Genomic DNA, 12,950 nt, shown 5'->3' on the forward strand with positions numbered 1-12,950 from the left:
TGAGGGTGCGCCTCCCGCCCGGCGCCGGGCCGGGCGCGCCGCCACGGCGGACCGCCCGACCCGGTGGCGCGCGGCCCGCCGCCGGGCGGCGCGTAGCCGCGCGGCCCGCCGCCGGGAGCCCCGCTCACCCTGGGAGTTCGGTCCGCTCCCACCACTCGTAGACCGGCAGCCGCCCCTCCTTCGTCTCCTCGTGTCGGCCGGTGGCGCGGAAGTGTTCGTAGCCGTTGCGCCAGGCGATCTTGATCTCCGGTCCCGGCGGCTCGATCGGCACGATCCGCTCCGGGAAGTCGGCGGGTCCGCCGCTCAGCACTGCCTTCGTCTCCGTGTCAGCCATGCCCGGATTGTGGTCCCCGGTCCGCCGTCGCCGGGCGGCACCACGCCGACGCGGTACGCGCCGGGGCGGCGACGGGCGCACGGACGGCGGACGCGTTCCGGCCGGGCACCGGCACCACCCCCACAGGTGGTTTGTCCGCCGACCCGACGCCCTACGGGCGGGCCGCTGCCCACACTGCGGGAATGACGGAAGACGGTGAGGAAGTCCCCGCGTACCGCACCATCAGGGTCACCGCCCAGGACGGCCCGGTGGCGGAGCTGTCCGAGGAGGAGGCGTGGCGGGCGCGGGAGCGCTATCCGGAGATCCTGGGCACGGGCGGGCCGGTCTTCTGCGCCGCGCGCGAGCGGGAGCAGGGCGGCTGGGAGGTGCGGTGCGTCGGCGGCAGCGGCCCGCAGACCGCCCGGGACGCGCTGGCCGCGGAGTTCCGGCGGCGGGCCCGGCGCTCCGCCCGCACGGCGCACGCGCCCGCGTATCTGGCGGCCGCCGCCCGTCTGGAGCGGGAGCGGCCCGACGAACTGACCGTCCTGGGGGAGCGGTACCGGGTGGTCCGCTGCGAGGAGTTCGTCCGGATGGGCCCGGACGGGCCGGAACCGCCGCGCCCCTCGGACCCGGACCCGGCGATGTGCGGCGACGCCTGCCGACCGGGCCGGACGAAGGGCTTCGTCATCGATCCGGCGGTCGGTACGGGCATGTCGGACGGCGTCCTCAAGCTCGATCTGCTCCAGTTCGTCCGGGCGGCGGGCTCGGCGCCGCCGGAGGTCGAGCGGGACGAGCGGCGGGCCGCCGTCAGCCATCCCGGCGGGGTGCTGCTCCCGGCGGCGTTCCTGGTCGCCGAGCGCACCGGCGGCGAGTGGCAGGCGCACACCGCCTCCTGCGACACCCCGCAGGACGCCCGCGACGCGCTCACGATGTGGCTGCGCGTCCTCGCCCCCGTCACCCTCAAACTGACCGGTGCGGAACGGGAGGCGTACGAGCGGGCCGGTGACCGGCTGGCCCGGCGCCCCGGCAACGACGTACGTGTCGAGGGCCGCCCGGGGCGCTGCTTCAAGGTGGTCCGCGTCGAACGGCTGGTCCGCATCGGTCCGGACGGCCCCGAGGGCCCCCGCCCCTCCGACGTCGACCCGGACACCCCGGCCGCGGAACGGGCCCGCCGCCCCGACGTCGCCCCGGACCGCGGCCAGAGCCACGGCTGAGGCGCTCAACGCCCCTCCCCATGGCACCCGTTGGGCGCCCTTGCACACATGGCGAGGATTTCCCCAGGCCCCTTCCCGCTCCGCTCCGTCCGCATAGGGTGCGGGCATGAACACGCCCAGCACAGCACAGCCCGGTGGTGGCGGCGCGGACGCCCGTATCGCCGCGCTGGAGGAGAGCCAGCGGCGGATGGCCGCCGAGATCGAGCGGCTGGAGGGGGAGGTCCAGGAGCTGCGCCGCCCCGGACTCGGCTTCATCGCCCGGGTCGGCGTCGGGCTGCTGGTGCTGATGATGGTCGTCCAACTGGCCATCCCGATGGTGCTCGCCGCCGCCTCCGCCGCCTTCGGCAGCGCGGCTCCGGCGGTCGTCGGTCTGACCCTGATCGCCCTGATCGTCGCCGGACTCGTCTTCTACACGGTGCGCGGCGGACGGGCCTGACGGTGGCGCCCCGGGGCGCGCTCAGTCCCGGGGGAAGTCCTCGGTGGCGAGGGTGATGCCGACGACCGTGCCGGTCAGATCGACGGGCTCGCCGTACGCGAGGGTGAGGTCGCTCTTGTAGTCGCCGTCCTGCGGGTGGGTGAAGACCCGGCAGCGGGCGGTGTACGGGTCGGCGATCAGATACACCGGCACCTCGGCCCGCGCGTAGGCGGTCTTCTTGGGGCCGTAGTCGTTCACGCCGGTGCCCTTGGCGACGACCTCGGCGACGAACTCGATGTCCTGGTGGCACCGGCGCCCGTGGGCGTCCTTCTCGGCGTCGGCGGTGAACTTGGCGACGTCCGGGGCGAAGCCGTTGGTCTTCCCCGGGAAATCGATGCGTACGTCGGAGAGGATGACGGCATCCATGCCGAAGCGGTCCTCCAGCGCCCGTACGATCCTGCGGATGGTCTGCCAGTGCGCGTCCCGCTGCGGCGACATGAAGGCGTTCCCCTCGACGATCTCGACCTTGTAGCCCTCGGGGACTGGCATCTTCTCCAGGCGCTCGAACAGTTCGTCCAAGCTGAGGTTGCCGTTCTCGGGCATGTCGATCCTGTCGGTCTCGATTACGTCGGTCCGCCGTACGAGGCTGATGGTCATCGTGCCGCTCCTCCCCGCTGCCGCGCGGCGCGGGCAGCCGCACGGTCCAACGATACGCGCGGGGGTGCGTTATGTGCGTACGTGCGAAAAACGTTCCTCTTTGCGTACGGGGCGGGGGAGTTGGCGGAACGTCCGTCTCATGTCTCCTGGGACGGCGGCTTCGCGCCCGGGAGTTGGTCCTCGACCTCGGAGATCTCCATGCTCCGGGCGGCGGTCGGGGTCTTCGGTGAGACGTGGGTGCCGTAGTTGCTGAGGAGGATCGTCGCGGTCTGGTGGTCGACCTCGGCGGTGAGGCGGCGGGGGACGTGTTTGCCGTCGATGGCCACGTAGAGGGTCTGGCGGGCGCCGCCGCGGGATTTGAGGATGGGCAGGACGCGGGTGCCCTCCTGGACGGTCGGTTTGCCCTTGCTCAGGGTGAGCTTCGGCTGCGGGGAGGCGCCCGGCGGGGTCGGTTTCGGGGATTCGGGGCTGCCGGACCCGGCGGTCTGCTTCTGGAAGGCGGCCAGGTCGCAGGCGGCGGCGATGCTCGCGGGGAGCGGGTCGTCGGTGGTGCCGTGCAGGTAGCGGCCCTTCACGCGGGCGATGACGGAGGCGGCGGCGTCCGCGGAGAGCTGGCCCTTCCAGAACGCGTCGTCCGGCTTGAGCCAGATCTGCCGGCCGTGCTTGATCAGCTCGACCTTGCCGTAGTGGCCCTTGCTGATCGCGCCGGTGCAGTCACCGGAGCGGTTCATCGTGATGTCGAGGCGGGTGGCGTCGACGCTGGTGCTGGTGCGCAGCCGTAGCGAGGTCGCCGCCAGGAGTTCCCTGCGGGCCAGCTCCGAGATCTGTTCGGCGGACTTTCCCGCCAGATCTCCCTCGCCGCCGGAGTCGCGCGCCCGGGCGGTCCCGGCCCCCGCGAACCCGCCGAGAAGGGCCACACCGCAGGTCAGGGCGGTGATGCTGGTGGCGGTTCGGCGTCTGCTGCTCATCCGTGGACCTCCGCACCGAGAGGGGCGTACGTAGGGACGTACGGCTATTCAGGGTACGTATGAGGACATTCGGCCGCACATTGAGTGACTCGGGCCACTTTCCCCGAATGGTTGGGCATAGCTGTAGAGGTTTCGGGGAGGGGTCCCCGTTGCTGGTGTGAACCAGTGGAAGAAATCGGTAACGGAAGGCAGAACAGCGTGTCGGCAAGCGAGACCATTCACGTAGACGGGGTGTGGCGTGCCGCCGCATCCGGCGCCACGCGGGAGGTCCTCGATCCCGCCGACGCCACCGTGATCCAGCTGGTGGCCGAGGGCGGCGCGGAGGACGCCGACGCGGCGGTGGCCGCGGCCCGCCGCGCCTTCGACGACGGCAGCTGGTCCGCCACCCCGGTCGCCGAGCGTGCCGCACTGCTGCGCCGCGTCGCCGACCTGCTCCAGCGGGACCGCGAGGAGATCGCGCTCATCGAGAGCCGCGACACCGGCAAGACGCTGGAGGAGGGCCGGGTCGACGTCGACGACGTCACCAACGCCTTCCGCTACTTCGCCGACACCGTCATGAACGAGAGCGGTGGCCGCGTCGTCGACGCCGGTTCCGCCGATGTGCACAGCGTCGTCGTCCATGAGCCGGTCGGCGTCTGCGCGCTGATCACGCCGTGGAACTACCCGCTGCTCCAGGCCAGCTGGAAGATCGCCCCGGCGCTCGCCGCGGGCAACACCTTCGTCATCAAGCCCAGCGAGGTCACCCCGCTGTCGACGGTGCACCTGGTGAAGCTGCTCGCCGAGGCGGGGCTGCCCAACGGCGTCGCCAACATCGTCACCGGCGCCGGTGTGCCGGTCGGCCAGCGCCTCGCCGACCACCCCGACGTCGACCTCTTCTCCTTCACCGGCGGTCTGGTCTCCGGCACCAAGGCGGGCGCCGCCGCGGTCTCCGGTGCCAAGAAGATCGCCCTGGAGCTGGGCGGCAAGAACCCCAACGTGGTCTTCGCCGACGCCTGCGCCACCGAGGAGGGCTTCGACACCGCCGTCGACCAGGCGCTGAACGCCGCGTTCATCCACAGCGGCCAGGTCTGCTCGGCCGGTGCCCGCCTGATCGTCGAGGAGTCCGTCAAGGACCGCTTCGTCGCCGAACTGGCCCGCCGCGCCGAGAAGATCAAGCTCGGCCGCGGCACCGAGGACGGCGTCGAGTGCGGCCCGCTCGTCTCCCAGCAGCAGCTCGACAAGGTCGAGGCGTACGTCGCCTCCGCGCTCGCCGAGGGCGCGCAGCTGCGCAGCGGCGGCGCCCGCCCCGAGCCCAGCGACATCCGCCCGGCGACCGGCTACTTCTACTCCCCGACCGTCCTCGACGGCTGCCACCGGGAGATGAAGGTGGTCCGCGAGGAGACCTTCGGGCCGATCCTCAGCGTCGAGACCTTCACCACCGAGGACGAGGCCGTCGCGCTCGCCAACGACACCGAGTACGGCCTGGCCGGTGCGGTCTTCTCCGGCAACTCCGCCCGCGCCCGCCGCGTCGCCGCCCGGCTGCGCCACGGCACCGTGTGGATCAACGACTACCACCCCTACCTCCCGCAGGCGGAGTGGGGCGGTTTCGGCAAGTCCGGCATCGGCCGTGAGCTGGGCCCGTCCGGTCTGGACGAGTACCGCGAGTCCAAGCACATCTACGAGAACCTGCGGCCCGAGCCGGTCCGCTGGTTCGGCGGCTGACCGGGCCGCACGGCGGGCGGCGTCCCTGACGGCCGCCCGCCGCCCCGCCGGGGCCCGGCCCCGGCCGTCCGGGGCCGCCGTCCGGCCCCGCGTCGCCGCCCCACCCCGCCGCGGCACCGCACCCCCACGCAGCAGCTCAGGCACTGTGCACGAAGGAGTACCCGTATGCCCCCGTCTTCCTCCGCAGCCCGCACCGTCAAGGCCGACTACGTCATCGTCGGCGGCGGTACCGCGGGATCGGTGATCGCCTCCCGGCTGACCGAGGACCCGAACGTCAGCGTCGTCGTCATCGAGGGCGGCCCGACCGACATCGACCGCGACGACGTGCTGACGCTGCGCCGCTGGCTCGGTCTGCTCGGCGGCGACCTCGACTACGGCTACACCACCACCGAGCAGCCGCGCGGCAACTCGCACATCCTGCACAGCCGCGCCAAGGTCCTCGGCGGCTGCTCCTCGCACAACACCCTGATCTCCTTCAAGCCGCTGCCGTCCGACTGGGACGAGTGGGAGGCCGCGGGCGCCACCGGCTGGGGCGCCGCGAAGATGGACCCCTACTTCGGCAAGCTCCGCAACAACATCGTGCGGGTCGCCAAGAAGGACCAGAACGCCATCGCCACCGACTGGGTCGAGGCCGTCAAGACCGCGCTGGACGTGCCCGAGGTCGTCGGCTTCAACGACAAGCCCTTCGACGAGGGCGTCGGCTTCTTCGACCTCTCGTACCACCCGGAGAACAACAAGCGCTCCTCCGCCTCCGTCGCCTACCTCCACCCGCACATGGAGGCCGGGGACCGCCCCAACCTCACGCTGCTGCTGGAGACCTGGGTCGACAAGCTGGAGCTGGACGGTACCCGCGCCACCGGCGTCCACGCCCGTACGAAGGACGGCGAGGAGCTGTTCGTCGAGGCCGGTCGCGAGGTGCTGCTCTGCGCCGGTGCGGTGGACACCCCGCGGCTGCTGATGCTCTCCGGCATCGGCCCGAAGAAGGACCTGGAGGCGCTGGGCATCCCTTGCGTCCTGGACCTGCCGGGCGTCGGCGAGAACCTCATCGACCACCCCGAGTCGGTCATCGTCTGGGAGACCAACGGGCCGCTGCCCGGCAACTCCGCGATGGACTCCGACGCGGGCCTGTTCATCAAGCGGGACGCCGATCACAAGGGTCCCGACCTGATGTTCCACTTCTACCAGATCCCGTTCACGGACAACCCGGAGCGGCTGGGCTACGAGCGCCCCGAGCACGGCGTCTCGATGACCCCGAACATCCCCAAGTCCCGCGCCCGCGGCCGTCTCTACCTCACCTCCGCGGACCCCGAGGTCAAGCCCGCCCTCGACTTCAAGTACTTCGAGGACGACGCGGACTACGACGGCAAGACCCTGGTGGACGGCATCAAACTGGCCCGTAAGGTCGCCGAGGCTGAGCCGTTCAAGAAGTGGCTCAAGCGCGAGGTCTTCCCCGGCCCCGAGGTCACCGACGACGCGGAGATCAGCGAGCTGGTCCGCAAGGCCGCGCACACCGTCTACCACCCCGCCGGCACCTGCAAGATGGGCGCCAAGGACGACGAACTCGCCGTCGTCGACCCGGAGTTGAAGATCCGCGGCCTCTCGCACGTCCGGATCGCCGACGCCTCCGTCTTCCCGACGATGCCCGCGGTCAACCCGATGATCGGCGTCCTGATGGTGGGGGAGAAGGCCGCCGAACTGCTCCGGGAAGCCCCGGCCCAGGGAGGTGAGGCCTGATGGCTGCCGCCACCGCCGACGCCTCCGGCATAGCCACCGCCGACGCCGGGACCGACGCCGGGGCCCAGGCCCCGGCGGTCCCCGCCCCCGCCACCGCCCCCGGCGAGGAGAGCACCGACCGCGACGTCGTCTTCTCCGCCCGCCACCTGTGGAAGGTCTTCGGCCCCAAGGCCGACCGCATCCCCGACGACACCACCCTGACCGGCCTGAGCGTCGCCGAGGTGCGCGAGCGCACCGGCTGCACGCCCGCCGTCCGCGATGTCTCCTTCGACGTCCACAAGGGCGAGGTCTTCGTCGTCATGGGCCTCTCCGGCTCCGGCAAGTCCACCCTCGTCCGCTGTCTGACCCGGCTCATCGAGCCGACCGGCGGCACCCTGGAGATGGACGGCGAGGACGTCCTCGGCATGGACCGCACCACCCTGCGCGACCTGCGCCGCCGCCGCGCCGCCATGGTCTTCCAGCACTTCGGTCTGCTGCCGCACCGCTCCGTCCTCGACAACGTCGCCTACGGCCTGGAGATCCAGGGCGTCGGCAAGACCGAACGCCGCGCGCGGGCCGCCGAGATGGTGGAGAAGGTCGGCCTCGCCGGACTGGAGAAGCGCCGCCCCGGCCAGCTCTCCGGCGGCCAGCAGCAGCGCGTGGGCCTGGCCCGCGCCCTCGCCGTCGACCCCGAGATCCTCCTGTTCGACGAGCCGTTCAGCGCCCTCGACCCGCTCATCCGCCGCGACATGCAGGAGGAAGTCGTCCGCCTGCACCGCGAGGAGGGCCGGACGATGGTCTTCATCACCCACGACCTCGCCGAGGCGCTGACCGTCGGCGACCGCATCGCCCTGATGCGCGACGGAGAGATCGTCCAGCTCGGCACGCCCGAGGAGATCGTCGGCTCCCCGGCGGACGACTACGTCCGCGACTTCGTCCGCGACGTCCCGCGCGAGCAGGTCCTCACCGTCCGCCGCGCCATGCGCCCCGCCGAGGGCGACGAGGCCGACCGGGGCCCGGCGCTCGCGCCGACCACCCTCATCTCCGACGCGATCGAGGCGGTGGCCCGCTCCGGCGGCGCCGTCCGCGTCGCCGAGAACGGCCGCTGCCTGGGCATCGTCGACCACGCCTGCCTGCTGAACGTCGTCGCGCGGATGGACACCACCCGCACCGAGGTGGCCGCCTGATGTACCCCGCCACCCCCCACGGCGTCGCCCTGCGCGGCGCCCGCGTCCACCGCACCCCGGTGCTGCCGCGGCTCCGTGCCGCGCTGCGGCGGCACTGGCGCGAGGCGCAGCGCGCCGCCGCCATGAACGTGCCCACCGGCACCGTGAAACGGGGCCGCGCATGAGTGCCGCCACCGTCACCACCGTGCCCGACGCCCCGACCGCCGGTCCGCTGCGCGCCCTGCTGCGCCGCCCGGCCCTGGCCAAGCTGGTGCTGCTCGCCGTCGCCGCCGCGGTCCTCGTCCCGCTGCTGCACGCCAAGTGGTCCGGCGGGGTGTGGCCCGAGGCGCTCACCGTCGACCTGACCAAGCCGCTCGGCTCCGCCAGCGACTGGATCATCGACAACCGCGACAGCCACCCGCTGTTCGTCTACTTCCTCGGCCATCTCTCCAACGCCGTCGTCCTCTCCGTCCGCGGCGTCTACCTGGTGCTGCTCGCCCTGGGCTGGACGGGCGTGACCGCCGGGGTCACCCTCGTCGCCTGGCGCGTCGCCGGCTGGCGCATCGCCGCCACCGCCCTGCTGTCCTTCCTGGTCAGCGGCGTGCTGGGGATGTGGGTGCCGACGATGCAGACGCTGGCGCTGATGATCGTCGCGGTGATCGCCTCGGTCGTCGTCGGCGCGCTCCTGGGCCTGGCGGGCGGCCTGTCGGACCGGATGTTCCGGCTGCTGCGCCCGGTCCTGGACACCATGCAGGTGCTCCCCGCCTTCGCCTATCTGCTGCCGGTCGTGCTGATCTTCGGCATCGGGGTGCCCGCCGCGCTGCTGGCCACCGTCGTCTACGCGGCGCCGCCGATGGCCCGGCTCACCGCCCTCGGGCTGCGCGGCGCGGACGCCGGTGTCCTGGAGGCCGTCACCTCGCTCGGCGCCACCGGACGGCAGCGGCTGCTGACCGCCCGGCTGCCGCTGGCCCGCAAGGAACTGCTGCTCGGCCTCAACCAGACGATCATGATGGCGCTCTCCATGGCCGTGATCGCCTCGATGATCGGCGCCGCCGGTCTCGGCGACCGCGTCTACCAGGCCCTCGCCTCCGTCGACGTCGGCGCGGCCCTCGCCGCCGCCGTCCCGATCGTGCTGCTCGCCATCGTCATGGACCGCACCACCGCAGCGGCGGGCGAGAAGGCCGGTGCCGCGGGCGCCGCCGGACCCGCCCTGCTGCGCGGCTGGCGCGGCTGGGCCGCCGTCGCCGTCGTCACCGCCGTGGTCACGGCCGCCGGACGGCTGGCCGGTTCCACGGTCTGGCCGACCGGCGCGACCGTCGCCATCGCCCGGCCCGTCAACGACGCCAAGGAGTGGATGGTCGACCACCTCTACTCCGGCGTCCCCGTCGTCGGCGGCACCGCCGACTGGGCCGCGCACTTCACCAACTGGGTCCTCAACCCGCTGCGCGACGGCCTGACCGCCCTGCCCTGGTACGCCACGCTGCTCGTCGTCGCCGCGCTGGCCTGGCTGATCGGCACCTGGCGCACCGCGCTGACCGCCGTCCTCGCGATGGCCGCGATCGGTGTCCTCGGCGTGTGGAAGCCGTCGATGAACACCCTGTCGCAGGTGCTCGCCGCCCTCGTGGTGACGCTGGTCATCGGCGTCGGCACCGGCATCCTCGCCGCCGGGAGCAAACGGCTGGAGGCGATCCTCCGCCCGGTCCTGGACGTCATGCAGACCATGCCGCAGTTCGTCTACCTGATCCCGGTCGTCGCGCTGTTCGCCGTGGGCCGCGCCCCGGCCGCCGCCGCGGCGGTCGTCTACGCGCTGCCCGCCGTCATCCGCATCACCACCCAGGGGCTGCGCCAGGTCGACCCGGCGGCGATGGAGTCGGCGACCTCGCTCGGCGCCACCCGCTGGCAGATCCTGTGCCAGGTCCAGCTCCCGCTGGCCCGTCCGGCGCTGCTGCTCGCCGTCAACCAGGGTGTGGTCCTCGTCCTCGCCGTCGTCATCATCGGCGGTCTGGTCGGCGGCGGCGCCCTCGGCTACGACGTGGTGACCGGCCTCGCCACCGGCGATCTGGCCCTCGGCCTCGTCGCGGGCGTCGCCATCGTCTGCCTCGGTCTGATGCTCGACCGGGTGACCCAGCCGACCCAGCGCCGCACCGCGAAGGGAGCCTGACCATGTCCCGTACCCGACGCATCGGCACCACGGCCGGGGCCTCGCTGCTGGCCGGGGCGGCGCTGCTCGCGCTCTCCGGCTGCGGCAAGGCCGACATGACCCGGCAGGCGTCCCCGTTCGCCGCCGCCAAGGGCACCAGGTCGGTGACGCTCTCCGTCCAGACCTGGATCGGCGCCCAGTCCAACGTCGCGGTTGCCAAGTACCTCCTCGAACACGAGATGGGGTACCACGTCGACACCGTGCAGGTGGACGAGATCCCCGCCTGGGACGCGCTCAGCCAGGGCCGCGTCGACGCGATCCTGGAGGACTGGGGCCACCCGGACCAGGAGAAGCGCTACGTCCAGAACAAGAAGACGATCACGGACGGCGGCGGCAACGGCGTCACCGGCCACATCGGGTGGTTCGTCCCCAAGTACTGGGCCGACAAGCACCCCGAGGTCACCGACTGGAAGAACCTCAACAAGGTCGCCAAGCAGCTCCGTACCCCGGAGAGCGGCGACAAGGGCCAGCTGATGGACGGCTCGCCGTCCTACGTCACCAACGACAAGGCGCTGGTGAAGAACCTCGGCCTGGACTACCAGGTCGTCTTCGCCGGATCCGAGGCGGCGCAGATCACCCAGATCCAGCAGTTCGCCAAGGAGAAAAAGCCCTTCCTGACGTACTGGTACGAGCCGCAGTGGCTCTTCAACCAGGTGCCGATGGTCGAGGTGAAGCTGCCGAAGTACACCGACGCGTGTGCGGAGAAGGGCGCGAAGGACCCGACGACCGTCGACTGCGCCTATCCGACGACGCCGCTGAAGAAGTTCTTCAACACCGACTTCGCGAAGAGCGGTACCCCCGCCTCGAAGTTCCTCAAGTCCTTCCACTGGACCAAGGACAACCAGAACGAGGTCTCCGAGATGATCGCCGCGGACGGACTGACCGCCGACGAGGCGGCCAAGCGCTGGGTGGACAAGCACCCGGACGTCTGGAAGCAGTGGTTGCCGAAGAAGTGAGGCACCCGGAGGCGGGGCGGCGGCAGCGATGCCACCGCCCCGCCTCCGTCATTCCCCGCCCCGCAACTGCCGCGCCTCGGCGGCGACCGCGGCCATCGCCCGGCGTTGCTGGCCCGGCCCGAACGTGACCCGGGAGGCGCCGAGCGCGCCCAACTCCTCCGGTGACGGGCCGCCGGGCACGGCCAGCGCGTTGAGCGGCAGCCCGATCCCGTCGGCGAGCGCCGCCAGCTCCGCCGGGGGCGCCATGATCGGGTAGACGCAGTCCGCCCCGGCCGCGGCGTAGAGCCGCCCGCGCCGCACCGTCTCCGCCACCCCGCCCGCGCCGCGGACGTAGGTGTCCACCCGGGCGTTGATCACCAGCGCGTCGCCCGCCGCGGCGCGGACCGCCGCCAGCCGCGCGGCCTGCCGCTCCGCCGCGACGAGCCCGCCGCCCGCGCGGTCGCCGTCCTCCAGGTTGCAGCCGACCGCCCCCGCCTCGGCCAGCCGCGCCACCAACTCCCGCGCGCCGAGCCCGTATCCGTCCTCCACGTCCGCCGTGACGGGGACGTCCACCGCGCGGACGATCCGGCCGATCGCGGCGAACATCTCGTCCGGCGGTACGTCGCCGTCCGCGTACCCGAGGGCCGCGGCCACCCCGGCGCTGGGCGTGGCGAGCGCGGGGAACCCGGCGTCGGCGAAGACCCGCGCGCTCGCCGCGTCCCACGGGCCCGGCAGCACCAGCGGCAGCCGGGGCCCGTGGTGCAGGGCGCGCAGCACGGCGGCGCCGGTCAGCACGGGGCGCCGCACGGGCGGGCGGGCGTCAACGCCGGGGGCACCGGATTCACACCTGGCCCGGGGCCAGTCGGGTGGTGACCGCGATGCGGTTCCATGCGTTGATGGTGATGATCAGCGCGATCAGCTGGGCGATCTCGTCCTCCTCGAAGTGCGCCGCGGCCCGCGCGTAGACCTCGTCCGGCACGAAACCGTCGGTCAGGACGGTCACCGCCTCGGTCAGCGCCAGCGCCGCCCGCTCCTTCTCGGTGAAGAAACCGGCCGCCTCCTCCCAGGCGCTGAGGAGGTAGATCCGCTCCTCGCTCTCGCCGTTCTTCCGGGCGTCCCTGGTGTGCATGTCCAGGCAGAACGCGCAGTGGTTGAGCTGCGAGGCGCGGATCTTGACCAGCTCGGCGAGGGTCGGGTCGACGCCCTTACGGGAGGCCGCGTCCAGCGCGATCATGGCCTTGTAGAACTCGGGTGCCAGCTCCGCCATGCGCAGCCGGGGGGTGTGGGCGGTGGCGTTCTCGGTGGTGTGGTTCGTCGTCATGCCACCGAATCTACGACCGCGGTGGCACCCGCGTATGGTCCACTTCCATGGACAATTCCTGGGCCACTTCCTGGGACGCCTTCGGCCGCGACCTCCATCTGGACCTCGCCGGACCGGGCGGCCTGCGGGCCGGACTGATACGGGCGCTGCGCGAGGCGGCCCGCACCGGACGGCTCGCCCCCGGCACCCGTCTGCCCTCCTCCCGCACCCTCGCCGCCGACCTCGGCATCGCCCGCAACACCGTCGCCGAGGCGTACGCGGACCTCGTCGCCGAGGGCTGGCTCAGCGCCCGCCAGGGCTCCGGCACCCGGATCGCCGACCGCACCCCGCCCCGCCCGGTGCCCGCC

Annotated in this window: 14 protein-coding genes; 9 read left to right on the top strand and 5 right to left on the bottom strand. The window is 72.7% G+C overall.

Features of this window, described 5'->3' with window-relative positions:
* Positions 1 to 124: 124 nt before the first annotated feature.
* Positions 125 to 334: a DUF5988 family protein gene (locus IF23_RS0129310; protein WP_030289051.1), complete on the bottom strand. Its 210-nt coding sequence runs from the start codon at positions 332 to 334 to the stop codon at positions 125 to 127.
* Between the two features lie 182 nt (positions 335 to 516).
* On the opposite strand from IF23_RS0129310, the gene IF23_RS0129315 reads away from it, so the two are divergent.
* Both IF23_RS0129315 and IF23_RS0129320 read left to right on the top strand, forming a co-directional pair.
* On the top strand, positions 517 to 1,527 hold the full coding sequence (locus IF23_RS0129315) for a DUF5954 family protein (protein ID WP_051739978.1): 1,011 nt from the start codon (positions 517 to 519) through the stop codon (positions 1,525 to 1,527).
* A gap of 106 nt (positions 1,528 to 1,633) precedes the next feature.
* Positions 1,634 to 1,963, top strand: coding sequence for a hypothetical protein (locus tag IF23_RS0129320; protein ID WP_030289053.1), 330 nt, complete (start codon positions 1,634 to 1,636; stop codon positions 1,961 to 1,963).
* A gap of 21 nt (positions 1,964 to 1,984) precedes the next feature.
* On the opposite strand, the gene IF23_RS0129325 is transcribed toward IF23_RS0129320, so the two are convergent.
* Together IF23_RS0129325 and IF23_RS0129330 are read right to left on the bottom strand one after the other, a co-directional pair.
* Entirely contained in the window at positions 1,985 to 2,599 is a 615-nt protein-coding gene (locus IF23_RS0129325; protein WP_030289054.1) for a Uma2 family endonuclease, read from the bottom strand.
* A gap of 137 nt (positions 2,600 to 2,736) precedes the next feature.
* Positions 2,737 to 3,567 carry a hypothetical protein gene (locus IF23_RS0129330; RefSeq protein ID WP_030289057.1) on the bottom strand — a complete coding sequence of 277 codons (831 nt, stop codon included), beginning with the start codon at positions 3,565 to 3,567 and terminating at the stop codon, positions 2,737 to 2,739.
* Positions 3,568 to 3,765: 198 nt separating this feature from the next.
* Here IF23_RS0129330 and IF23_RS0129335 point away from each other — a divergent pair, with 198 nt between their 5' ends.
* The 6 genes from IF23_RS0129335 (at position 3,766) to IF23_RS0129360 (ending at position 11,303) form a co-directional block, all read left to right on the top strand.
* On the top strand, positions 3,766 to 5,268 hold the full coding sequence (locus IF23_RS0129335; RefSeq protein ID WP_030289059.1) for an aldehyde dehydrogenase family protein: 1,503 nt from the start codon (positions 3,766 to 3,768) through the stop codon (positions 5,266 to 5,268).
* Between the two features lie 165 nt (positions 5,269 to 5,433).
* A complete protein-coding gene (locus IF23_RS0129340) occupies positions 5,434 to 7,002 on the top strand; it encodes a GMC family oxidoreductase (RefSeq protein WP_030289061.1) in 1,569 nt (522 codons plus the stop codon).
* Positions 7,002 to 8,168 carry a quaternary amine ABC transporter ATP-binding protein gene (locus tag IF23_RS0129345; protein WP_030289063.1) on the top strand — a complete coding sequence of 389 codons (1,167 nt, stop codon included), beginning with the start codon at positions 7,002 to 7,004 and terminating at the stop codon, positions 8,166 to 8,168. The genes IF23_RS0129340 and IF23_RS0129345 overlap by 1 nt, the downstream gene beginning before the upstream one ends.
* Positions 8,168 to 8,332, top strand: a complete 165-nt coding sequence (locus IF23_RS34265; RefSeq protein ID WP_157848105.1) for a hypothetical protein — start codon at positions 8,168 to 8,170, stop codon at positions 8,330 to 8,332. Before IF23_RS0129345 ends, IF23_RS34265 begins: the two co-directional genes overlap by 1 nt.
* A complete protein-coding gene (locus IF23_RS0129355) occupies positions 8,329 to 10,308 on the top strand; it encodes an ABC transporter permease (protein WP_030289064.1) in 1,980 nt (659 codons plus the stop codon). The genes IF23_RS34265 and IF23_RS0129355 overlap by 4 nt, the downstream gene beginning before the upstream one ends.
* Positions 10,309 to 10,310: 2 nt before the next feature.
* Positions 10,311 to 11,303, top strand: coding sequence for an ABC transporter substrate-binding protein (locus tag IF23_RS0129360; RefSeq protein ID WP_030289066.1), 993 nt, complete (start codon positions 10,311 to 10,313; stop codon positions 11,301 to 11,303).
* Between the two features lie 48 nt (positions 11,304 to 11,351).
* On the opposite strand, the gene IF23_RS0129365 is transcribed toward IF23_RS0129360, so the two are convergent.
* Both IF23_RS0129365 and IF23_RS0129370 read right to left on the bottom strand, forming a co-directional pair.
* Positions 11,352 to 12,089 (bottom strand): isocitrate lyase/PEP mutase family protein, encoded by a 738-nt coding sequence (locus tag IF23_RS0129365; RefSeq protein ID WP_030289069.1) that lies wholly within the window; start codon positions 12,087 to 12,089, stop codon positions 11,352 to 11,354.
* 34 nt (positions 12,090 to 12,123) lie between these two features.
* The gene (locus IF23_RS0129370) at positions 12,124 to 12,603 is read right to left on the bottom strand and encodes a carboxymuconolactone decarboxylase family protein (RefSeq protein WP_030289071.1); all 480 of its coding nucleotides are present in this window, start codon (positions 12,601 to 12,603) and stop codon (positions 12,124 to 12,126) included.
* 47 nt (positions 12,604 to 12,650) lie between these two features.
* Here IF23_RS0129370 and IF23_RS0129375 point away from each other — a divergent pair.
* A partial coding sequence (locus IF23_RS0129375; RefSeq protein ID WP_030289072.1) for a GntR family transcriptional regulator occupies positions 12,651 to 12,950 on the top strand: 300 nt, incomplete at its 3' end.

This window comes from Streptomyces catenulae, assembly GCF_000718015.1.
GTDB classification, from domain to species: Bacteria; Actinomycetota; Actinomycetes; order Streptomycetales; family Streptomycetaceae; genus Streptomyces; species Streptomyces catenulae.